Annotated in this window: 25 protein-coding genes and 1 riboswitch; of the genes, 9 read left to right on the forward strand and 16 right to left on the reverse strand. The window is 67.1% G+C overall.

Features of this window, described 5'->3' with window-relative positions; genetic code table 11:
* Nucleotides 1-24 precede the first annotated feature (24 nt).
* The 5 genes from lptM to G579_RS0110795 form a co-directional block, all read right to left on the reverse strand.
* Complete coding sequence (gene lptM / locus G579_RS19050; RefSeq protein WP_155989808.1) at nt 25-195, reverse strand: LPS translocon maturation chaperone LptM; 171 nt, start codon at nt 193-195, stop codon at nt 25-27.
* On the reverse strand, nt 195-1,586 hold the full coding sequence (argH, locus tag G579_RS0110780; RefSeq protein ID WP_028990200.1) for an argininosuccinate lyase: 1,392 nt from the start codon (nt 1,584-1,586) through the stop codon (nt 195-197). Before argH ends, lptM begins: the two co-directional genes overlap by 1 nt.
* Before the next feature lie 78 nt (nt 1,587-1,664).
* Nucleotides 1,665-1,958 carry a glycine zipper domain-containing protein gene (locus G579_RS19055; RefSeq protein ID WP_162142996.1) on the reverse strand — a complete coding sequence of 98 codons (294 nt, stop codon included), beginning with the start codon at nt 1,956-1,958 and terminating at the stop codon, nt 1,665-1,667.
* A gap of 168 nt (nt 1,959-2,126) precedes the next feature.
* Nucleotides 2,127-2,474, reverse strand: coding sequence for a glycine zipper domain-containing protein (locus G579_RS17075; RefSeq protein WP_051181421.1), 348 nt, complete (start codon nt 2,472-2,474; stop codon nt 2,127-2,129).
* A gap of 93 nt (nt 2,475-2,567) precedes the next feature.
* Nucleotides 2,568-3,065 (reverse strand): thioredoxin family protein, encoded by a 498-nt coding sequence (locus G579_RS0110795; RefSeq protein WP_051181423.1) that lies wholly within the window; start codon nt 3,063-3,065, stop codon nt 2,568-2,570.
* 254 nt (nt 3,066-3,319) lie between these two features.
* Here G579_RS0110795 and hemC point away from each other — a divergent pair, with 254 nt between their 5' ends.
* From hemC to hemB, 3 genes are read left to right on the forward strand one after another with little or no spacing between them, the layout of a single operon-like run.
* A complete protein-coding gene (gene hemC, locus G579_RS0110800; protein WP_028990202.1) occupies nt 3,320-4,252 on the forward strand; it encodes a hydroxymethylbilane synthase in 933 nt (310 codons plus the stop codon).
* Nucleotides 4,242-5,042 (forward strand): uroporphyrinogen-III synthase, encoded by an 801-nt coding sequence (locus G579_RS0110805; RefSeq protein WP_028990203.1) that lies wholly within the window; start codon nt 4,242-4,244, stop codon nt 5,040-5,042. Before hemC ends, G579_RS0110805 begins: the two co-directional genes overlap by 11 nt.
* Nucleotides 5,039-6,031 (forward strand): porphobilinogen synthase, encoded by a 993-nt coding sequence (gene hemB, locus G579_RS0110810; RefSeq protein WP_028990204.1) that lies wholly within the window; start codon nt 5,039-5,041, stop codon nt 6,029-6,031. Before G579_RS0110805 ends, hemB begins: the two co-directional genes overlap by 4 nt.
* A gap of 83 nt (nt 6,032-6,114) precedes the next feature.
* Here the strand turns inward: hemB and G579_RS0110815 are convergent, their stop codons facing one another.
* The 4 genes from G579_RS0110815 to G579_RS0110830 all read right to left on the reverse strand — a co-directional run bounded on the left by G579_RS0110815 (nt 6,115) and on the right by G579_RS0110830 (nt 9,066).
* Nucleotides 6,115-6,612 carry a hypothetical protein gene (locus G579_RS0110815; RefSeq protein WP_162142997.1) on the reverse strand — a complete coding sequence of 166 codons (498 nt, stop codon included), beginning with the start codon at nt 6,610-6,612 and terminating at the stop codon, nt 6,115-6,117.
* Nucleotides 6,612-7,418, reverse strand: a complete 807-nt coding sequence (locus G579_RS0110820) for a hypothetical protein (protein ID WP_028990206.1) — start codon at nt 7,416-7,418, stop codon at nt 6,612-6,614. Before G579_RS0110820 ends, G579_RS0110815 begins: the two co-directional genes overlap by 1 nt.
* A 76-nt stretch (nt 7,419-7,494) precedes the next feature.
* Nucleotides 7,495-7,848, reverse strand: a complete 354-nt coding sequence (locus G579_RS19060) for a hypothetical protein (RefSeq protein ID WP_155989810.1) — start codon at nt 7,846-7,848, stop codon at nt 7,495-7,497.
* Between the two features lie 186 nt (nt 7,849-8,034).
* Nucleotides 8,035-9,066 (reverse strand): CDP-6-deoxy-delta-3,4-glucoseen reductase, encoded by a 1,032-nt coding sequence (locus G579_RS0110830; protein WP_028990208.1) that lies wholly within the window; start codon nt 9,064-9,066, stop codon nt 8,035-8,037.
* 107 nt (nt 9,067-9,173) lie between these two features.
* On the opposite strand from G579_RS0110830, the gene G579_RS0110835 reads away from it, so the two are divergent.
* The gene (locus G579_RS0110835; protein ID WP_038019499.1) at nt 9,174-10,052 is read left to right on the forward strand and encodes an NAD-dependent epimerase/dehydratase family protein; all 879 of its coding nucleotides are present in this window, start codon (nt 9,174-9,176) and stop codon (nt 10,050-10,052) included.
* 122 nt (nt 10,053-10,174) lie between these two features.
* On the opposite strand, the gene G579_RS19065 is transcribed toward G579_RS0110835, so the two are convergent.
* The 3 genes from G579_RS19065 to G579_RS0110845 all read right to left on the reverse strand — a co-directional run bounded on the left by G579_RS19065 (nt 10,175) and on the right by G579_RS0110845 (nt 12,472).
* On the reverse strand, nt 10,175-10,870 hold the full coding sequence (locus G579_RS19065) for a hypothetical protein (RefSeq protein ID WP_155989811.1): 696 nt from the start codon (nt 10,868-10,870) through the stop codon (nt 10,175-10,177).
* Nucleotides 10,871-11,020: 150 nt separating this feature from the next.
* Nucleotides 11,021-11,665 (reverse strand): ribonuclease T, encoded by a 645-nt coding sequence (gene rnt, locus G579_RS0110840; protein ID WP_051181432.1) that lies wholly within the window; start codon nt 11,663-11,665, stop codon nt 11,021-11,023.
* A 33-nt stretch (nt 11,666-11,698) separates the two neighbouring features.
* Nucleotides 11,699-12,472 (reverse strand): ABC transporter permease, encoded by a 774-nt coding sequence (locus G579_RS0110845; protein ID WP_028990211.1) that lies wholly within the window; start codon nt 12,470-12,472, stop codon nt 11,699-11,701.
* Between the two features lie 357 nt (nt 12,473-12,829).
* Between G579_RS0110845 and G579_RS0110850 the strand changes: the two genes are divergently transcribed.
* Together G579_RS0110850 and G579_RS17085 are read left to right on the forward strand one after the other, a co-directional pair.
* Nucleotides 12,830-13,243 (forward strand): hypothetical protein, encoded by a 414-nt coding sequence (locus tag G579_RS0110850; protein ID WP_038019506.1) that lies wholly within the window; start codon nt 12,830-12,832, stop codon nt 13,241-13,243.
* Nucleotides 13,244-13,327: 84 nt separating this feature from the next.
* Nucleotides 13,328-13,504: riboswitch (cobalamin riboswitch) on the forward strand.
* A gap of 83 nt (nt 13,505-13,587) precedes the next feature.
* Nucleotides 13,588-15,471, forward strand: coding sequence for a TonB-dependent receptor plug domain-containing protein (locus G579_RS17085; protein ID WP_038019509.1), 1,884 nt, complete (start codon nt 13,588-13,590; stop codon nt 15,469-15,471).
* Nucleotides 15,472-15,966: 495 nt separating this feature from the next.
* On the opposite strand, the gene G579_RS0110860 is transcribed toward G579_RS17085, so the two are convergent.
* The 3 genes from G579_RS0110860 to htpX form a co-directional block, all read right to left on the reverse strand.
* Complete coding sequence (locus G579_RS0110860) at nt 15,967-16,680, reverse strand: arginyltransferase (RefSeq protein WP_028990213.1); 714 nt, start codon at nt 16,678-16,680, stop codon at nt 15,967-15,969.
* Nucleotides 16,670-17,395, reverse strand: coding sequence for a leucyl/phenylalanyl-tRNA--protein transferase (gene aat, locus G579_RS0110865; protein WP_051181425.1), 726 nt, complete (start codon nt 17,393-17,395; stop codon nt 16,670-16,672). Before aat ends, G579_RS0110860 begins: the two co-directional genes overlap by 11 nt.
* Before the next feature lie 148 nt (nt 17,396-17,543).
* Nucleotides 17,544-18,506 carry a protease HtpX gene (gene htpX / locus G579_RS17090; protein WP_051181427.1) on the reverse strand — a complete coding sequence of 321 codons (963 nt, stop codon included), beginning with the start codon at nt 18,504-18,506 and terminating at the stop codon, nt 17,544-17,546.
* Between the two features lie 150 nt (nt 18,507-18,656).
* Here htpX and G579_RS0110875 point away from each other — a divergent pair, with 150 nt between their 5' ends.
* From G579_RS0110875 to G579_RS0110885, 3 genes are all read left to right on the forward strand, one after another.
* Nucleotides 18,657-19,742 (forward strand): calcium/sodium antiporter, encoded by a 1,086-nt coding sequence (locus G579_RS0110875; protein ID WP_028990215.1) that lies wholly within the window; start codon nt 18,657-18,659, stop codon nt 19,740-19,742.
* 69 nt (nt 19,743-19,811) lie between these two features.
* A complete protein-coding gene (locus G579_RS0110880) occupies nt 19,812-20,213 on the forward strand; it encodes a phosphate-starvation-inducible PsiE family protein (RefSeq protein ID WP_028990216.1) in 402 nt (133 codons plus the stop codon).
* A 22-nt stretch (nt 20,214-20,235) separates the two neighbouring features.
* Nucleotides 20,236-20,871: a MarC family protein gene (locus G579_RS0110885; RefSeq protein WP_028990217.1), complete on the forward strand. Its 636-nt coding sequence runs from the start codon at nt 20,236-20,238 to the stop codon at nt 20,869-20,871.
* On the opposite strand, the gene G579_RS0110890 is transcribed toward G579_RS0110885, so the two are convergent.
* Nucleotides 20,868-21,233 carry a hypothetical protein gene (locus tag G579_RS0110890; RefSeq protein ID WP_028990218.1) on the reverse strand — a complete coding sequence of 122 codons (366 nt, stop codon included), beginning with the start codon at nt 21,231-21,233 and terminating at the stop codon, nt 20,868-20,870. The two genes, G579_RS0110885 and G579_RS0110890, sit on opposite strands and share 4 nt — an antisense overlap.
* Between the last annotated feature and the right edge of the window lie 29 nt (nt 21,234-21,262).

Genomic DNA, 21,262 nt, shown 5'->3' on the forward strand with positions numbered 1-21,262 from the left:
CCCTAGGAGCCGGAACCCACATGCTCACCGCTGCCCGTTCTGCTGGCCCGTTGCCGGCTTGGCCGGCTGCTGGTCCGGCAGGTAGAGCGCCCCCTTCTTGCCGCAGCCGGCCAGCGCGGCGGCCAGCAGGAGCGCCACGGTGGCCGCGGCGAATCGAGCGGGGCGAGACGACCGGATCGCTTGTGCGGATCTCATCATACCCCCCAGTCGGCCAGGCGGGTGCGTGCCCGGGCGATGGCCTGGCGGACCTGCGCCGGGGCGGTGCCGCCGATGTGGCCGCGGGCCTCGACCGAGCCCTCCAGGGTCAGCACCTGGTAGACGTCCGCGTCGATCAGCGGCGAGAAACCGCGCAGGGCCTCCAGGCTCAGGTCCTCCAGGTTGCAGCCCTGCTCCACCGCCAGCCGCACCGCCTTGCCCACCACTTCATGGGCGGCGCGGAAGGGCAGGCCCTTGCGCACCAGATAATCGGCCAGATCGGTGGCCGTGGCGAAGCCCCGCAGAGCGGCGGCGCGCATGGCCTCGCGCCGCACCGTCATGCCCGGCAGCATCTCGGCGAAGACCTTGAGGCTGCCGCGCGCCGTGTCCAGGGCATCGAAGAGCGGCTCCTTGTCCTCCTGGTTGTCCTTGTTGTAGGCCAGCGGCTGCGCCTTCATGAGCACCAGCAGGGTCTGCAGGGCGCCGATCACGCGCGCCGATTTGCCGCGCACCAGCTCCGGCACGTCCGGATTCTTCTTCTGCGGCATGATGCTGGAGCCGGTGCAGAAGCTGTCGGACAGCTCGATGAAGCCGAAAGAGGGCGAGGACCAGAGGATCAGTTCCTCGGCGAAGCGGGACAGGTGCACCATCATGAGCGCGATGGCCGCCACCGTCTCGATGGCGAAGTCGCGGTCGCTCACCGCGTCCAGGCTGTTCTCCGCCACGAAGTCGAAGCCGAGCTCGTGGGCCACGTACCAACGGTCGATGGGGAAGGTGGTGCCGGCCAGCGCCGCCGCCCCCAGGGGCAGGACGTTGACGCGCTTGCGAGCGTCCAGCAGGCGCATGCCGTCGCGGTGCAGCATCTCCACGTAGGCCATGAGATGATGGCCGAAGGTGACGGGTTGGGCCACCTGCAGGTGGGTGAAGCCGGGCATGATGGTATCGGCCTCGCGTTCGGCCGCGTCCATGAGCGCCGTTTCCAGGCGGGCGATGCCGGCCAGGATCTCGTCGATGGCCTCGCGGGTGTAGAGGCGCACGTCAGTGGCCACCTGATCGTTGCGCGAGCGGCCCGTGTGCAGCTTCTTGCCGACCTCGCCGATGAGCTGGGTCAGGCGCGTCTCCACGTGCATGTGGATGTCTTCCAGGGCGGCGCTGAAGGCCATCTCGCCGGCCTCGATCTCCGCGCGCACCTGCTGCAGGCCGGCGACGATCTGCTCCGCCTCCGTCGGGGTCAGCACCCCCGCCTGCGCCAGCATGCGCGCATGGGCGATGGAGCCCCGGATATCCTGGGCGTACAGGCGCTTGTCAAAAGCAATGGAGGCGGTGAACGCCTCCACAAAAGCATCGGTCGGCGCCGTGAAGCGGCCCGACCAGGGTTTCTCTTCCGTCATAGTCATTCGCCCCAATCACCGAGGCTGCAACTATACCGAAAAAGGGGCCGGATTGGCTACGCGGCGCGTCCCCGGCGCTCAATCATCGTCGTGATGATGGTGCTTGTGCTTATGCTTGTACTTGTAATAGCGGCCGTTGTCCCGATAGACGGGATAATAGCGCGGGCGGTCGTAACTGCTGCCGATGGCCGCACCGGCGGCGCCGCCGACGGCGCCGCCGATGATGGCGCCCTGCTGGCCGCCCATGTTCGAACCCACCGCGGCACCCGCCGCGCCGCCGATGCCACCGCCCAATATGGCGCCCACGTCACCGGCCTGGGCCACACCCGCCCCGGCCAACAGCAACACACCCGCGAACAACTGCTTGATCATGCTTTCCTCCAAATCGATGTTGTCAGCAAGCCGCGCACGGCGGCCCATTCATGGTCCGGCGCCCGGCCGGGCGCCGCGCGCCAGCGGCATGGCCGCGCCCGGCCAGCCGGGACAGCCACGCTGGCGCATACTGGATACCGCGAGGGAGATCCGGATCAGGACGGCCGCTTACCAGCGGCCATGACGGTGGCGGTTCTTGTACCAGCCCAGATGCCGGCCGTTGTCGGCCCGGTAGGCATAGGGATAGGCAGGATAAGCGGGATAAGCGGCCGGCACCACCACCGGCCGGGGCTCGTAGCGCCGGCGGTCGTAGCTGCTGCCCACCGCCGCGCCGGCGGCGCCCCCAATGGCGCCGCCGATGATGGCGCCCTGCTGGCCGCCCATGTTCGCTCCCACGGCGGCGCCGACCGCGCCGCCCAGCCCCCCACCCAAAATGCTGCCCATGTCGGCGGCCTGCGCCACGCCCGCCGAAGCCATCAAGCCCAGGATGCCCGCCAATTGCCAGATCTGTCTCATGCTTTCCTCCGTAGATGCTTTTGGACGAGAGATCTGTGCTTTACAACGGACGGAACATGGCTCGGTTGACAGCGGCATGACAGAGATCGGCGGCTACTTGCCGCCGCGCACCTTGGCCACCCCCGCATCGATCGCCTGATCCAGGTAGAAGCCATAATAGTCGGGGCTGTTGAAGCCGACAATGGGATCGCTCACCGGGCGGCCGTTGGGCGCGAAGACGATCACGGTCGGCGTCAGCTGGGCTCGGAAGCTGCGGGCGAAATCGGCCTGAGTGGTACTCTGACCATGGAAGTCCTTGAGGGCGGCCTTGCTGCCCACATCCACGCGCAGGAAACGGACCTTGTCCTGGTACTCCTTGCTCTTGGACATGGGGTTCAGGTACTCCTGCATCACACGCTTGCAGTAAGGGCAATCCTCCGCCTCGAAGAGCACGACCAGAGGCTTCTTCTCCTTGGCGGCCTGGGCGGCGAAGGCCTGCAGATCGGCGGGCGTCGGAATGACGGCCTGGGAGGCTGCGGCGAACTGCGGCGCACCGAGGACGAAGGCCACTGCGAACACGAACATCTTGAGCGAATGCCAGCTGCGGGACATGGTTGCACCTCCGTGATCGATTTGTTGCAGGCAATGAAGCAATTTCCATGCAAACCCGACCTCCTTTCCAAGGCATTGATAGAAAAACATAATTTTCGTTATGGCCGGACTCATCGGAAGGTACATTGCCCCCTTCCACCCAAGCGCTGTCCCAAACTGGCCCACATGGGCCAAGACCGGCCGACAAATTGATTTCAGACGGCCAAGGGCCTAAATTAGCTTTTTTGATACACCCGAGACCTCTAGGAACCATCGTGGCTGAACCCCTTCTTCGCATCGGCACGCGCGCCAGCCAGCTGGCCCTGTGGCAGGCCGAGCACGTGCAAGCGCTGTTGCAGCAGTACAATCCCGGCCTGCGGGTGGAACTCGTGAAGATCACCACCTCCGGCGACAAGATCCTGGACGTGCCGCTGGCCAAGGTGGGCGGCAAGGGGCTCTTCGTCAAGGAGATCGAGGAAGCCATGCTGCGGGGCGAGGTGGACATCGCCGTCCACTCCATGAAGGACGTGCCCGTGGTGCTGCCGGAACCGCTCTTCCTGCCGGTGATCCTGAAGCGCGAGGACCCGCGCGACGCCTTCGTGTCCAACACCTACGCCAGCCTGGACGCGCTGCCCGCCGGCGCGCGGGTGGGCACCTCCAGCCTGCGCCGCCAGGCGCAGCTCCGGCTGCACTATCCCGATCTGCAACTGCTGGACCTGCGCGGCAACGTCAACACCCGCCTGGCGCGCCTGGACCGCGGCGACTACGACGCCATCATCCTGGCCGCCGCCGGGCTCAAGCGCCTGGGCTTCGAGCAGCGCATCACCCAACTGCTGCCCATTGCCCGCAGCCTGCCGGCCATCGGCCAGGGCGCCATTGGCATCGAGCTGCGCCGGGACGACGCCGAGACCCTGGCACGCATCGAGCCGCTGATGGATCTCACCACGCACATCTGCGTCACCGCGGAACGCGCCATGAATGAGCGCCTGGAGGGCGGCTGCCAGGTACCCATCGGCGGACACGCGGTGCTGACCGAGAACGGCGCCGTCCACCTGCGCGGCCTGGTAGCCAGCACCGACGGCCAAACCGTGGTGCAGGCGGAGGATTTCGCCCCGGCCGGCGATGCCGAGGCGCTGGGCGTGCGGGTGGCGGAAGCGCTGCTCAGCCAGGGCGCCGACCGCATTCTGCGAGACTTGTATGGAAAGTAAGATCTCCTCTCCCCTGCAGGGCAAGGGCATCGTGGTCACCCGGCCCAAGGAGCAGGCCGGCGAGCTGATCGCTGCGCTGGAGGCGCGCGGCGCCAGGCCCATCGTTTTTCCCGCCGTGCGCATCGAACGGCCCGCCAGTTGGGATGCCTTCGACGCGGCGGTCAAGCAGGTGCCCACCGCCCAGTGGGCCATCTTCGTCAGCCGCAATGCCGTCACCGAGGGTATCGCCCGCCTGAAGACCCTGGGTATGGAGTGGCCGGCCGCCATCCGGGTCGCCGCCACCGGCCGCGAAACAGCCAAGGAATTGGAGGGCATGGGCATCCGCGTCGACCTGGTGCCGCAGACCTTCAACGCCGAATCCCTGCTGGCGGAGGCGGCCCTGCAGGACGTGGCCGGCCAGGACATCGTGCTCTTCGCCGGCGATGCCGGCCGCGACCTGCTGCCCACGGAGCTGACGGCGCGCGGCGCCCGGGTGCACGCGGCCTTGTGCTACAAGCGCGTGCGGCCGAGCCTGAACCCCACGCCTTTGCTGCACAAGTGGGCGCGGGCGGAGCTGCACGCCGTGACCGTCACCAGCCCCGAGATCTTCAACAACTTTTACGAGATGGTCGGCGGCCTCGGCCAGCGCTGGCTGAAGAAGACCCCCATCGTCGCCATCAGCCCGCTGACCGCCGCCGCCGTGGAGGCCGCCGGCCTGCCCGCGCCCATCATCGCCCCCGAGGCCAGCGGCGCCGGCCTGATCGCCGCCCTGGAAGCCTGGGCCGCCGCATCCGGAGAGGAAAAGCCATGAACCCGATCGTCAACCCCGCCCTGCACAGCCCCCGCCGCCTGCGCCGCCAGGCCGCCATGCGCGCCCTGGTGCGCGAGCATCAGCTGAGCCCCAGCGACTTCATCCTGCCGCTTTTCGTGGTGGCCGGCGAGAGCGTGCGCAACGAGGTGCCGTCCATGCCCGGCGTCTATCAGACCTCAGTGGACCAGACCGTGGCCACCGCCCGCGAGGCCGCCGGCCTGGGCATCCCCGCCGTCATTCTCTTCGGCGTGCCGGAAAGCTGCGAAAAGGACGTCATCGGCAGCGAGGCCTGGAACCCCGAGGGCCTGGTGCAGCAAGTCATCCGCGCCATCAAGGCCGAGCTGCCCCAGATGCTGGTCATGACCGATGCCTGCTTCTGCGAGTACACCGAGCACGGCCACTGCGGCGTGCTGGACCACCGGCACGACCGCGACGAGGCCGCCACCCTCGGCAATCTGCAGCGCCTGGCCATCTCCTACGCCGAGGCCGGCGCCGACGTGGTGGCGCCGTCGGGCATGGTGGACGGCATGGTGGCCGCCATGCGCGAGGCCCTGGACGCCAGCGCCCATCCCGGCGTGGCGGTGATGTCCTACGCCATCAAGTACGCCAGCGCCTACTACGGCCCCTTCCGCGACGCCGCCGACAGCGCGCCGCAGTTCGGCGACCGCAAGGCCTACCAGATGGACCCCGCCAACCGCCGCGAAGCCCTGCGCGAGCTGGCCCTGGACCTGGCCGAGGGCGCCGACATCGTCATGGTCAAGCCGGCCCTGGCCTACATGGATCTCATCCGCGACGTGCGCAACAGCTGCGACACGCCGGTGGCGGCCTACAACGTCTCCGGCGAGTACAGCATGGTCAAGGCCGCCGCGATGAACGGCTGGATCGACGAGCGCGCGGTGGTGCTGGAGACCCTGCTCGGCTTCAAGCGCGCCGGGGCGGACATGATCCTCACCTATCACGCGCTGGACGCGGCGCGCTGGCTGGGCTGAGGCTGCAAAGAAAAGCCCGTGGCCGGCTGCGGCCACGGGCTGTCTGGGTGGACCGCAACGGCGCGGTCCGGTACTGATGCGCCTTAGCTGTTGGTCCAGATGCTGGACACGAACTCCCGACCGTAGCGGTCCTCGGCCTCCAGGAAGATGATGGCGCCTGCGGGGGTGAAGGCGAAGGTACCCAGCTCGATGGTCGCGCCGGTCGCCGCGGGATCCAGATCCTTGTCCACCTCGATATGCGTGGGGGACGTGCCGGCGGACCACCACTGCACGCTGGCGCCGTCGACCCGCATTCCCGCGGGCAGCGTCCAGGCAATGGGCAGACGACCGCCCGAAATGAGCGTGCTCAGCAGGAAGGACGAAGGCGCGGTGAAGGTCGCGAACACGGCCGCGGGGTTGACCTGTAGATAGTTTGGGCTGTAGGGCGCTGCCGTCAGCACGTCGTCGTAGCTGCCCATTGCTCGATCATCGCTCGGATCACTGGGCGTGTTGTTGTCGTCATACAAGGTGAAGGCGTAGGTCAGCTTACCGTCCCTCGCCAGAGCGCTATCCATGGCGGCGTAGTCCAAGGTCGTACCCATCAGGCCGTCATAGAACAGGGTCCCCCGGTTGAAGCCCTGCGCATCGGCGATGACGAACTCGGGATCGTTGGACAGCTTGGCCAAACGAATGCCGCCGGCGGGCAGCCCCGGGCCGCTAGCGATGGCGTAGTCGATGCCCTGCCCTGCCCCGCCACGTCGGCCAAGTGGAAGCGCAAGCCGGTTTCAATGCCGTTATCCTGCGTCTGCTCGGCGCGCGCGAATACGCCCAACTCGGCGATCTCCTGGTTACCGGCAAAGCGCCAGACGCCATTGACCTTACTCATCAACCACTCGTCGCTTTCCTTCTCGCCGTTGCCCAGCGTGATCACGAAGCGCACCTTCACGGTGCCGGCGTCGATGTAGTCCTCGATGGCGATCTCACTGAACTGCATGCCCCGCAGGTTCGGGGCGTTCGAGGCGAGCGCCTGCAACAGCGAGGCTTTGTTCAGGCCCCAGAACATGAAATCGTCGGCCAAGCCATCCAGCAGGGTGGGATCATTGGGCGCCGGGGTGCCGTTCTTGAAGAGTGCGGCGATGGCGTCGAAGCGCGCCTGAATCGCCTGCAGGTCCGCCGTCACCTGTGCCAAGCTCGTGCCCGTGCTGGGCATCTCATCGGTTTCCTGCTGGTTCGGATCATCCTTGATCGTGCTGTCATCCACGATGTTCCTGATCACCCGCCCGTTCACGTTCGCCGGATCCCGCTCCACGCGCAGGAGGTCGAGCGCCGCATCCATGCCGGTGTGGTCGGCCTTGAAAGCATCGCGCAAGAGGTCGACGTTCGTGCCGATCCCCAGGGCGCTCAGCACCGGCTGCAGGCGGCGCTGGTGGCGTCGAAACGGTTGTAGAAATTTTCCGCCAGCTCGCCGGCCAGATTGGCCAGAATCAGGTCGGTGAAAGGCGTGATGTTGATGGTGCCGCCGACATCGGCCTGAATGGCGGAGGAGTACAGGTCGACGGTGCGGCCGCCGATGGTGCCGCTGGCCCGCAGCGCGAAAGAGCGGTCATGCCGCTGACGTCGATGCGGTAGCTGCCGTCCGCCTGGATCTGGGCGCTTCTTTGGCTGCCAAGGCTGTCTTTGATGGTCACCGTGCCCACGATGGGGGCGCCGCCGGCGGCGGTGCCGGCGATGACAGTGGACGTGGTGGCCGTGGTGGTGGACGAGTCCCCGCCGCAACCGGCCACGGCGAGCGAGGTCAGCAAGGGCAGGAGCCTCAAGCCCAGCTTGCTTTTTTGCATGTTTCCTCCCTATCTGCGCGTTTAATTATGGAGTTTGCCGCACACCAAGACTGCAGTGAGCAGTTAGCAGCACCTGGCCGTCTTGTAAATGTGGGGGCAGCGCGGATTTCAGGCGGGAAACAGCGAAAACGGAAAAAGCGCGGGGGGGCGGGCGGCGCGTTGCCGCCCGCCGCGTGGAAGCGGGGCTTACTCCGCCCCGCCCACCATCTTGGGCTGGCTGGCGAAGGTGAAGGCGTCGGAAAAGATGCGCTCGCCGGGCAGGCCCTTCTCCTGCAGGCGGCGGGCGCCTTCGGCCACCATTTCGGGATGGCCGCAGAGATAGGCATCGAAGCCGCTGAGGTCGGCGAAGTCCTGCATGGCCGCCTCGGTGACGTAGCCGGTGCGGCCGGTCCAGGTTTCGGACGGGCGCGACACGACCGGCACGAAGGTGAACTGGGGATGGGCGGCCTGCCATTCCTTGATGAGCTCCAAGCGGTAGAAGTCGTGCTCGTAGCGCACGCCCCAGTAGAGGTGGACGGGCCGGTTCAGGCCCTCGGCGAAGCCGTATTCGAGCATGCCCTTGATGGGGGCGAAGCCGGTGCCGGTGGCCATCATGACGATGGGGCGATCCGTGTCCAGGCGCAGGTAGAAGCTGCCGAGCGGCCCCTCGAAGCGCCAGATGTCCTTTTCCTTGAGCGTGGTGAAGACGTGCTCGGTGAACTCGCCGCCCTTGACGCGCTTGATGTGCAGCTCCAGGAACTCGTCGTTCAGCGGCGAGCCCGCCAGGGAAAAGCCGCGGCGCTTGCCGTTCTTGAGCAGGATATCGATGTACTGGCCGGCGAGGAACTGCAGGCGCTCGGTGGCGGGCGGCTTGAGGTAGACGGCGCGCACGTCGGGCGCCAGGTCCTCGATCCTGGCCACGCGCGCGGGCAGGGTCTTGACCTGGATATCCTTGGCCGCGCCGATCTCGCGCACCTCGACGACAAGGTCCGAGCACGGGGTGGCGGCGCAGAAGAGCGCCATGCCCAGGGCCTTCTCCTCCTCGGTCAGGGTGTAGGCCTGATACTGGCCGTAGTCCACCTCGCCGCTGACGATCTTGCCCTTGCACGAACCGCAGGCGCCGTTGCGGCAGCCGTAGGGAAAGTTGAAGCCCTGGCGCAGCGCCGCTTCGAGCAGGGTCTCGCCCGGCTCGACATGCATTTCGTGGCCACTGGGTTCGATGCGCACCTTGTAGGTCATACCCGATCCTTCCGCAATCTCAACGCGGCTTAAAAAAACCGCAACCGACAGTTATTATCATTATCATACAGGGATTGGCCCGGGAGAGGAACCAAGGAGGGAGTGCGATGCGGCACCGCTACCTGATCGTCGGCTGCGGCTACGTGGGCACGCGCCTGGCCCGGCACCTGCCGGCCGGCACGGTGCTGGCCTTGGCGCGCGACGCGGCGCGGGCCCGGCAACTGGCCGCCCTTGGCCTCGTGCCGGTGCGGGGGGATCTGGACGCGCCGGCCAGCCTGCGCCGACTGCCGCCGGTGGAGACGGTCTTCCATCTCGCGCCGCCGCCGGACGGCGGCGACAGCGACCCGCGCACCCGCCATCTGCTGGCCGGCCTGGCCCGGCCCGGCCGGCGGCCGCGGCGCCTCGTCTATGTCAGCACCACGGGCGTCTACGGCAACCGCGCCGGCGACTGGCTGGACGAGCACACGCCGATCCAGCCGCAAACGCCCCGCGCCCGCCGCCGCGTCGACGCCGAGGCCCAACTGCGCGCCTTCGGCCGGGCCTACGATGTGGCCGTGGTCATCCTGCGGGTGCCGGGCATCTACGGCCCCGGGCGCCTGCCCCTGGAGAAACTGCGCCAGGGCCAGCCGGTGGTGGACTACGACCCGCCCCACTACGGCAACCGCATCCAGGTGGACGACCTGGTGCGCGCCCTGCTGGCCGCCGCCCGGCGCGGCCGCCCGAACCGGCTCTACATCGCCAGCGACGGCCGGCCCGCCACCCAGGCCGAGTTCCTGGACGCCCTGGCCGCCGCCGCGGGCCTGCCCCCGCCGCCGCACATCACTCCCGCCGAAGCGGCGGCCCGGCTCTCCCCGCTCACCCTGTCCTTTCTGGCGGAGTCGCGACGCCTGCAGAACCGCCGCTTGCGGGAGGAGTTGGGGGTGCAACTGCGCTATGGGGATTTCCGGCGAGGGATCGAGGCAAGCCTATCGGGCGAGATGCGTTGAAACCCCGCCGAAGGGTCATAGCTTACCGCTGACACGTTCCCTGCAATAACGCATATCGCCAGAATCAATCGCGTCCTCGCCAGAGCACCAGCGCAGATGGGGACGTCGGCTGGAACCTATAGTTAGGTGATTGTCAACCTAAACCTCTTGCAAAGACTCTCGATAGCATTGAGTGCACCCTTTGCATAATCAAACTTAGCACTGGACAGTGAGCTGAGTACCTCATCACGCTTCTCCGAAAGCATCCTCTTTGCGAAGTCCGGAATGAAATCGTTGTTCATTGCATCATCGACCATTTTGGCAAAATCTGCGAGATTGGGCGAAGGAGTGTCCGCCCCTTTTCTTTCCAGCACTTTCTTGGCGGTTTGAAGAACTTCGCTCGCAATATTTTGGCTCAATGTAGCCACATCTTCGGGAGGAGGACTGACCTCCTTAAGCACACCTTTGCTATCAATGCGCCGTAGTGGGCCAACGATATAGCTGTGCAGACCTTTACCAGCATTGATCATTAACGAACCATCGTGAGTTGTAGCATTTCGGCAATAGTAAACAAACTTTCCATACGTTGGAGATAGCTCTTCCCAAGAAATGCTTTTTCCCATTATTATCTGGCAAGTATCTTTAACAGCTTGGATCGAATTTAGATACGCGCTAAAGAAATAATTGAGTTCAGCGAGTTCCGAGTTGAGCGGGTAATCTTTAGTTAGATGCTTAATTCTGATAATTTCCGAAACACGAAGGATGTGACCGAGGAAGAAACCACATTCTTCGAGCTTATCTTTGAGGTTGCTTCCCACATCTATTCGGTGCGTGCGCATTAGTGTCTCTCTTCAGTGCATAACAGTTTTGTCTGAGCTTTGGAGGACTTGGGCGAGCCGCTGCCCCCAGGGTGCAACAGGACTTCAAAGGGTAGACTTTAGGATGTCAGAGCTGAGGGTCGCTAGGCGCCGGCACTGCGGCCCACCTTCTTAAACACGGCCCAGCACCGTTTCATCCCACCGATTCACAATGGCGCAGAAGAGCCTCGCTGTCATCTCGGCGTCGTAGATGGCCGCGTGGGCCTCGCTGTTGTCCCAGGGCAGGCCGGCGGCCTTCGCGGCCTTGGCCAGCACGGTTTCACCGAAGGCGAGGCCGGCCAGGCTCACGGTGTCGAAGGTGCTGAAGGGATGGAAAGGATTGCGCTTGACGGCGCTGCGGGCGACGGCGGCGTTGAGCACGGCCAGATCGAAGGCGGCGTTGTGCCCCACCAGGATGGCGCGCTTGCAGCCGGCAGCCCGCACTTCGGCGCGGATGGCCCGAAACAGGGCGTTCAGGGCCTCGGCTTCGCTGATCGCGCCCCGCAGGGGGTGGTGGGGGTCGATGCCGGTGAAGGCCAGGGAGGCGGGGTCGAGCTCGGCGCCAGCGAAGGGCTCCACGTGGAAGGCATGGGTGCCGAGCGGCTGCAGGTGCCCCGCCGCGTCCATGCCGATGATGACGGCGGCGATCTCCAGCAAAGCGTGGCGCTGCGGGTCGAAGCCGCCGGTCTCCACGTCCACCGCCACCGGCAGGAAGCCGCGAAAGCGGTCCTTGATGGCCAGGCGCGGACGCTCGAGGGTATGCAAGTCTTCGCTCATGATCTCAAGCATACGGTTTTGCGCTCCGGCGGGCTACTGCTGCGCCTCGGTGCGATTGAAATAGAGGGCGTAGGGGCCGGCCAGGAACACGGCGCCGAGGGTGGCCAGGGCGACGGCGGCGGTCAGCATGAACATGACCAGAAGCTGCATGCCCACCGCCTGCAGGGGCGGGCTGCCGGCCAGGATCATGCCGGCGGTGATGCCGGGGATGTGGATCAGGCCCACGCTCTTGAGGCTGTCGATGGTGGGAATGAGCGCGCCGCGCACCACCACCGGATAGACGTGGGCCAGCACCTGGCGCGAGTTGGCCCCGAGCGCGGTCATGGCCACCAGCAGCGCTTCCTGATTGTTGATCTCGCCGCGCAGGCGGTCCAGGGTCAGGGACACGGCGTTCATGGCGTTGCCGATGAGCATGCCGCCCAGCGGGATGAGCATGCGGCCTTCCGGCGGCACCAGGCCGGCGAGCAGCATCCAGGCCAGCACGACGCTGGTACTGAGGCCGATGCTGAGCACCCCGATCCAGTAGGCGTGGCGCACCTCCCGGCCGCGGCTGGCGTTGAAGCCGCCGGCCATCAGCACCATGAGCACCAGAAAGAGCGCCAGCAGCAGCGGCTCCTGCACGGCAAACAACCAGGTCAGCACGAAGCCCATGAGGCCCAATTGCACGGTGGCGCGCAGAGCCGACCAGGCCAGGTCACGGCCGATGCCGAGGTGCTGCCAGGCGGAGACGATCCAGGCGATGCTCAGCAGGCCAAAAACGCCGAGCAGAGCCCAAGGGTTGAATTGGGTGAACAGGGAAGCGGCCATCAGCCAGGCTCGCTACCGCTGTTCGGCAAACGCTGCGCCATAGCTTGCCTCTCCTGGCTCACCGCAGCCGTCCGCGGCCATGCGCATGCAGCGGGCGCAAGCGGCCCTGCGACGGGGATGCGGCTTAAGTCATATCGACGCATGTGAAAGCTCTGCTACTGTTAGGAACTTGGATGCTGGCACGGGCGGCCGAGCTTCCGAGCCGACCGGGGGCACTTATACCAGGGTTGCCTCGCAAACGAAATGCTTGCAGGACATCCCGCCCGGCGGCGCGCATGGCCGCTCATTCCCGCCAACGGCCGGGCGGGTGCCGGCCACGCCATCCGGCGCCTGCAAGCACGTGGAAAGGAGCATGACGTGAAAAGATTGCTGCACAGGCGACGCTTTCTGGGCATGCTGGCCGGCTTGGGCGTCTTTGCCTTCCTCGGCCCGCGCCTCGGATTCGAGCAGGGATCGACGGCCGCGCACGCGGAGCGCCTGTCACTGAAGCTGGCCGATTTCTTCACGCACCGGGAGAGCGCCCGGGCCGTGGGCCGGGCCTACCTGCGCGCGATGCCCGCCGAGGCCGATGCCGACCGGCTGGCCGAACTCATCTGCATGGCCGCGCCGGCGGACGGGGCAACCCTGGCCCGGGCCACGCGACGCGAACTGCGGTCGCTCTTGCAGGCGCGGCAACGGCAGGATTTCGCCGAGGGCCGCACCGTCGAGGTGCAGGGCTGGCTGCTGTCGCAAACCGAAGCCCGGCTGTGCGCCATCGCGACTCTGGTGTGACCGCACGCATCTCGATCCCAGCCTCATGAAACGGGCTCATGCAGAGCGCCAGAGATAATCATTCGCCTTCACTTTCCCGCCGTGCTACATTCCCATCCCGCAGGTGTACGGGAAGCAGGTCGAAAGCCTGCGCTGCCCCCGCAACGGTAGACGAGTCCAGCATTCCCACGAGGCCACTGTCCACGCGACGGGAAGGCGGGAATGCCGGCGCGCTGCGCGCCACTCGTGAGCCCGGAGACCGGCCTGCGCAAGCATGAACCCGGTACCGCGGTGGGCGATATCCGGGAGGTAGCCGTTTGCCTCCTGTTCCACTGGCGGCCATCACTGTCATCTCCGGAGACGCGATGCGCCATACCCAACACCTCAAAGCCGCCACGCTGGCCCTGGCCGGCACCCTGGCACACCCCGCCCTGCTGCTGGCGGACAGCACCCTGCCCGAAGTGGTGGTCAGCGCCACCCGCAGCCCCACCCCCGTCGACCAGGTCACCCAGTCGGTGACGGTCATCACGCGCGCGGAACTGGAGCAGCGCGGCATCACCCAGCTGGATCAGGCCCTGCGCCAGGTGAACGGACTCAGTCTGACCGCGAGCGGCCCCTTCGGCGGCGCCACCAGCGCCAGACTGCGCGGCCTGGACGGGCGCAACGTGCTGGTATTGCTGGACGGCGTGCCCCTGAACGATCCGTCCGGCGTGGACAAGTCCTTTGACTTTGCCGCCTTTGACCTGGCCGGCATCGACCGCATCGAGGTCCTGGAGGGCCCCGCCAGCACCCTCTATGGTTCCGAGGCCATGGGCGGCGTCATCAATCTCATCAGCCAGCCCGCCCGGCCCGGCCTGCGCGGCAACGTGGCGGCCGACTACGGCAGCTTCGACACCCGCGGCGCCCGCGCCCAGGTCGGCGGCGGCACCGACCGCATCACTTTCAGCCTGGAAGGCGCGCACCGGGACAGCGACGGCGTCAACAAGCTCAACCGCTTCCCCGCCAGCCTGGACCCGCGCGAGCCCGACCACGGCTACCGCAACAACACCCTGGCGGGGCGCGCCGACATCCACCTGCCCGGCGACCTTCGTTTTGGCCTGCGCGGGCGCACCGAGGCCAGTTGGTTCGAATACGACCTGAACGGTACCAGCAATCCCGGCATTACTGGGCGCACCATTCAGGATCGCCACAGCCTGGGCGCCAATCTGTCCCGGCCCTTGGGAGCGGACTGGCTGGGCAGTCTGGAGGCCGGCTGGGTGCAACTGCGGCGCGAAACTCCCGACGACGCCTTCGGCCGCTTCTTCTCCGGCAACCAATACCGCTACAGCGCCAAGGCGGAGGGCAGCACCGGCCCGGCCCGGCTCACCCTGGGACTCGACCACGACCGCGAGCAGGCGCGCAATCTCAGCGCGAGTGGCAGCACCAGCCTGTCCGGCACCAGCACCCTGACGGCCCCTTACGTCTTCGCCCTGTGGGATTTCCGCCCGCTGCGGCTCAGCACCGGTCTGCGCTACAACGAGCACAGCAGCTTCGGCAGCAAGCTGACCTATCAGCTCGGCGCCCGCTATGACCTGCCCACCGGCACCACCTTCAAGGCCAACCTGGGCACCGGCTTCAAGGCGCCGACCCTGTTCCAGCTCTTCGCGCCCACCTACGGCAACCCCAACCTGCAAGCGGAGAAGTCCACCGGCTACGACCTCGGCGTGGAGCAGGCGCTCTGGGCGCGCCGGCTCACCGTGGCGCTGACCTATTTCCGCCAGCGCCTGCGCAATGCTGTCACTTTCACCTTTCCCGCCGGGTACCAGAACATCAACCAGCGCCGCACCCGCGGGCTGGAGGCGAGCCTGAACTGGCGCCTCGGGGAGACAGCGGTCCTTGCTGCCGGCTATACCCACACCAACGGCTTCGACGTGGACGCCGCCGGGCGCGAAAGCGATTTCCTGCTGCGCGTGCCCGAGGACCAGTACTTCCTGCGGGCCAACTACAGCCCGCTGCGCGCCCTGCGCCTGGACGCGGAGCTCAACTACATCGGCAGCCGCCACGATCTCTTCTTCGGCCCCGGCTTCACCACCACCAGCGTGGACACCGGCAACTACGCCCTCGTCAACCTCGCCGCCCGCTACACCCTGTCCCGCGGCCTGGAAACCTATGTCCGCGTCGACAACCTGCTGGACCGGGGTTATCAGGAAGTGGCGGGCTTCACGGGGCTGCCGCGCTTCGTGCAGGCAGGGGTGAAGGCGGGGTTTTGAGGAAGCGCCCGTGAGGCGGGCAGGCTGGGGCGGGACCACGCCGACGGTCCCGTTCCATGGCCGGCACGGTGATCGCGGGCCAGCCCGCTCCTGCCAGCCACGATGCCAGCCCGCCAGGAGTTGGCACGGTACCGCGTTGGCGCGCCCCAGCTATCCTCTCCCGTCGGGAGCGGGCAGGGTGGGGACCCTGCCCCCGATGGCGGTTGATCGCGCTGCTCGAGCGGCTGCAGGAGCGGGCTGGCCCGCGATTTTTACGGGCGGTCGGATGGCGGATCGCGGGCAAGTCCGCTCCCACTGTCGGCAGCGGCAACGGGGTTTTTCCATTCCTGCCCTTTGTCGCGCCGGGGCGGCGGGAGACAAGCGCGAGCGGTCTACGCCCGCCGGGCGAATGCCACGCGCGCCCACCGGTCCGCTCCAACCCTGTTGGGCTTCGCCAGCTCAGCCCCACCTACGATCCTGCCTCCGGCCACCCAACCCGGCCCGCTCCTTATCTCCCTATTCCGGCTTCACCATCTCCACCCACTCCCCCGCCACCCACCCCTCCAGCGGCTGGTAATCGATCTTGTAGGCCATCTTCGGACTCTCCGCGATCCAATAGCCCAGATACACATACGGCAGCCCCAGCATCCGCGCCTGCTCGATCTGCCAGAGCACCACGTGCACGCCGAGGGCGCGGGCCTTTTCCTGCGGATCGTAGAAGGTATAGACGGCGGAAAGGCCCTGAGGCAGGAAGTCCACGGCGGCCACGGCCAGCAGGCGCTCGCCGAGGCGGAAGGAAACCAGGCGGGTGTCCACCGGCGAGCTCAGGATGAAGCGGCGGTAATCGGCCACATCGCCGCTGTCCATGTCCTCGCCGGGGTGGCGGGTGTGCTGGTAATGGCGATAGAGCGCCCAGTGCTCGTCCTGGAAGCGCAGGGGTTCGACCGCGGCGGTCAGGTCCTGATTGCGCGACCACACGCGCCGCTGGCCGCGCCGGGGCCGGAAGCGCTGCACCGGGATGCGCACGGACACGCAGGAACGGCAACTGCGGCAATGCGGCCGGTAGAAGTAACCGCCGCTGCGCCGGAAGCCGTGATCGATGAGCAGGCCGTACTGCTCGGTGGAAAGGGGCAGCGCGGGATCGGTGACGACGGCGATGTTCTCGCGGGTCGGCAGATAGGCGCAGGCCTGCGGGAGGGTCTCGTAGAAGCGCAGGTACTCAAAAGACATGCTCGGCCTCCAACTCCAGCTGCCAGGCGCCCGGGCGGCCGGGCAGTTCCAGGGCCATGGGCAGGAGATCCAGGAACAATTCGCGCGGAATCTCGCGCGCGCCCATGCTGGCCAGGTGCGGGGTCAGGAACTGGGTGTCGATCAGGGCAAAATCCCAGGCGGCCAGTTGCCGGGCCAGCATTACCAGCACCAGCTTGGAAGCGTCCGTGATGCGGCTGAACATGGATTCGCCGTAGAACACGCCGCCCAGGGCCACGCCGTAGAGCCCGCCCACCAGCGCCGACCCCGCCCACAGCTCCAGGGAATGGGCGTGGCCCAGGCGGTGGAGAGCCAGATAGGCGGCCGCCATCTCCGGCGTGATCCAGGTGCCCGCCTCCCGGGCCCGCGGCGCGGCGCAGGCCTGCAGCACCTCCCCGAAGGCGCTATCGAAGGCGAAGCGCAGCCCGCCGCGATGCCGGCGAAAGGTCTTGCGCAGGCTGCGGGCGACGTGCGCCTCATTGGGCAGGAGCACGCCGCGCGGATCGGGCGACCACCACAAAATGGGATCACCCGGGCTGTACCAGGGAAAGATGCCTTGCCGATAGCCTTGCAGCAGGCGCTCCGGGCGCAGATCGCCGCCCACGGCCACCAGATTGTGCGGCGCGTGCCGGGGGTCCGGGAAAGCCAGATTGGCGGCGCCCGGTGTAAGGAAGTACAGGCCTGACATGTTGTGCATTGGAAAACAAGGACCTCGCCGGGCGCGCCGCCCGCCAGCACACTGTTTCAAAAAGCCGGCGGGAATGCCAGTGCCTCCCGTCCGATGAGCCTGCCGAAACGAAAACGAGCGGCCCGAGCCGCTCGTTCCCGTCACCCGCTCGCGGCCCTCAGCCCCAGGGGTTGTCCTTGGAGCGCCAGGCATCGCCGGACATGGGCGTGGGCCGGGCATGGCCGGAACGCTGTTCCCAGTCCACCAACGCCTGCACCCGCTGCTCCAGGCTCGGATGGGTGGCGAAGAGGCCCTTCCAGTCGCCGCCGATCTTGAAGGTCGATAGCGGGTCGGTGGCCACCGTGTCCTGAGCGAGGCGCTCGGCGGCGCGCCGGTGGATCTTCTCCAACGCCCCGATCATGGGCCGGGCGCCGTAGGTCTCGGCGGCGAAGCGGTCGGCCCCGAACTCGCGCCGGCGCGAGAACCAGGTGATCGGGATCAGCGCCAGGAAGGACAGCACGATCTGCAGGAAGAAAGATACCGCGAAGGACACGAAGGTCGGGTTGCCCTCCGAATCGCGGAAGAACTGCGCCGCCAGCATGCTGAGCCAGTAGACGAAGGTGTTCATCAGGCCCTGCAGCAGGGTGGTGGCCAGCATGTCGCCGTTCCACACGTGGCCCATCTCATGGGCGAGCACGGCCTTGACCTCGTCGTCGCTGAGCAGGGTCACCAGACCGGAGCTGACCGCCACCATGCTGTTGTTCTTGCTGGGGCCGGTGGCGAAGGCATTGGGCTCGTCATCCCAATAAACCCACACCTCGGGCATCTTGATGCCCAGCTTGCGGGAGATCTCGGCCACCGTGTTGTAGACCAGGTGCTCCTTGGGCGTCTGCGGCGTTTCGATGCGCTGCATCTGCATGCCCATGCGCGCCATCTGCTTGGACATGAGCAGGGTGATGAAGGCTCCGCCGAAGCCCAATACCAGGGCCCATAGCAGCATGGAAGCGTTGACCGAGGCGCGGATGTCGATGCCCAGCGCCGGCAGGATGAAGTTCACCAGCACCTGGAAAGTGATGAACAGGGTAGTGAAAATCAGCAGGTTGGCAACGATCAGCAGCGCGATGCCTTTCAGGGATTTCATCAGCTTCTCCTTATGAACGTCTTTTGGAGTTAGACGTTTTCTAAGACCATTCTAGCCGGAAAAAGATTCACTTTGAAACCGCCGGGTCGGCTGGCGTCGGCGGCTTGGCGCTGGCAAGATGAACGGCGGTCGCCTCAAAAAGGACAAGCCATGAGCCTGATCCACTTCGCCTACTTTATCTTCGGCCTGGCCCTGCTGATCGCCGGCGCGGAATTGCTCGTGCGCGGCGCCTCCAGGCTGGCCGCCGCCTTCGGCATCTCGCCGCTGGTGATCGGCCTGACCGTGGTCGCTTTCGGCACCAGCTCGCCGGAGCTCGCCATCAGCGTGCAGTCGGGCCTGGCCGGCCAAAGCGACATCGCCTTGGGCAACGTGGTCGGCAGCAACATCTTCAACGTGCTCTTCATCCTTGGCCTGTCGGCCGTGATCACGCCGCTGCTGGTGGCCCAGCAACTGGTGCGTCTGGACGTGCCGGTGATGATCGGCGTATCGCTCCTCGTGCTGGGGCTCGGGTTGGACGGCGCGTTCAGCCGCCCGGAAGGCGGGCTGCTGGTGGCCGGGCTGGCGGCCTATACGGCCTTCCTCATCCGCCAGAGCCGCCGGGAAAGCCAGGCGGTGCAGACCGAGTACGCCCAGGAGTTCGGTGCCGCGACCTCCGCCGGGCGCGGCCGCCTGCTCAACTTGGCGCTGGTAGCCGGCGGCCTGGGCCTGCTCGTGCTCGGCTCGCGCTGGCTGGTGACCGGCGCCGTCGCCTTTGCCCAGGCCCTCGGGGTGAGCGAGCTGGTGATCGGCCTGACCCTGGTGGCGGCGGGCACTTCCATGCCGGAGGTGGCGACCTCCCTCATCGCCGCCGTGCGCGGCCAGCGCGACATCGCCGTCGGCAACGTGGTCGGCAGCAACATCTTCAACCTGCTCGGCGTGCTCGGTCTCACCGCCGTGGTGGCGCCGAACGGCGTGCCCGTGTCGGATGCCGTGCTGGGCTTCGACCTGCCGGTGATGATTGCCGTGGCGGTGGCCTGCCTGCCCATCTTCCTGAGCAGCCATCTCATCGCCCGCTGGGAAGGCTTCGTCTTCCTGGGCTACTACGCGGCCTATACCACCTACCTCATCCTGGAATCGGCGCAGCATGATGCCCTGCCGCTGTTCAGCACGGTGATGGGCGCCTTCGTCCTGCCGCTGACCGCCATCACCCTGCTGCTCGTGCTGCTGCGCGCCTGGCGGGCGCAGCGGCGGGGCTGACTCCGCTCGCGCCCCCGCCCCGTTCTTCGGCTATGCTTAGCAGGAACGGAACACCGGCGGAGGGCCGCGATGCTCGCTTATCTGAAGAAATTCGAACGGGTGGTGGTGCTGACGCTCATTGCCATGCTGAGCATCGTGGTGCTCCTGGCCGTGGGGGAGCTGGGCTGGGTCCTGGTGCAGGATGCCATCACGCCGCCCGTGCTCATCCTGGAGATCGACGAGCTGCTGGACATCTTCGGGCTTTTCCTGCTGGTGCTGATCGGCATCGAGCTGCTGGAAATGATGAAAGCCTACCTGGCGGAAGGCGTGGTGCACTCGGAAGTGGTGCTCACCGTGGCGCTGATCGCCATCGCGCGCAAGATCGTCGTGCTGGACGCCCGCGACTACAGCGGCGCCACGCTGGTCGGCATCGGCGTGATCATCGTGGCCCTGGCGGCGGCCTACTGGGTCATCCGGCGGGCGCGCGGCTAGATGCGGCGGGTATACTGAGCGCATGGACTGGACCTACGCCGCCCGCACCCTCGCCGGCCTCCTCGCCATCCTCAATCCCCTCGGCGCCATTCCGGTATTCATCAGCCTGACCATGGGCTGGGACGCGGCCACGCGCATGCGCACCGCCCGCATCGCCGCGGTGGCCACCGGGCTCGTGCTCAGCACGGCGGCCCTGGCTGGCGACCGCATTCTGGCCTTCTTCGGCATCTCCATCGCCGCCTTCCGGGTGGGCGGCGGCATCCTGGTGCTGCTCATGGCCATCCACATGATGCAGGCCAAGCGCAGCGGCGCCCGCCAGACGCCGGAGGAGACCGAGGCGGCGGCGGAGAAGGATTCGGTGGCGGTGGTGCCGCTGGCCATCCCGCTGCTGGCCGGCCCGGGCGCCATCAGCACGGTCATCCTCAATGCCCACCAGACCCGGGGCTTCCTGGGCTTCGTGATGCTGGGCGGCATCATCTGGCTCATGGCCGGCGCCGTGTACCTGGCCCTGACCGCGGCCGTGCCCCTGGCCCGGCGCCTGGGCGTGCTGGGCATCAACATCACCACCCGCATCCTCGGCCTGCTGCTGGCGGCCATCGCCGTGGAGTTCATCGCCGACGGCCTGAAGGAGCTTTTTCCGCTGCTGGCCGGGGGCTAGGCCCGGCCAGATACCGCAAGCCGCTCCCGCAGCGCTTCGTCCAGCGCCTCCAAGGCCGGGCGCATCAAGAGGCCGGCGTGAACATGGTAGAAGCGCAGTTCGCAGGCGACGGGCTGGTCCAGGCCGCGCCGGCCCCGGGTGTCGAAACGGGTCCACTCGATCATGGGCAGCAATTCCTGCCACAGCGACAGCCCCAGCCAGGAGCGCCGATCCAGGACCAGCGCCAGCCCGAGCTTGGGCAGTTCCAGCTCCAGCGGGCTGCCAAGGCGCAGCAGGGCCAGCTTGACAGGGTTGTAATGCGCCGCCGGCATCATGTACGGCAAGGTCCGGAGCGGCGGAATGTCGCGAAAACGGTCAGTCATGCGCCCTCCGGCCAGCCGATGGCGGATTG

Source organism: Thermithiobacillus tepidarius DSM 3134 (genome assembly GCF_000423825.1).
GTDB lineage: Bacteria > Pseudomonadota > Gammaproteobacteria > Acidithiobacillales > Thermithiobacillaceae > Thermithiobacillus > Thermithiobacillus tepidarius.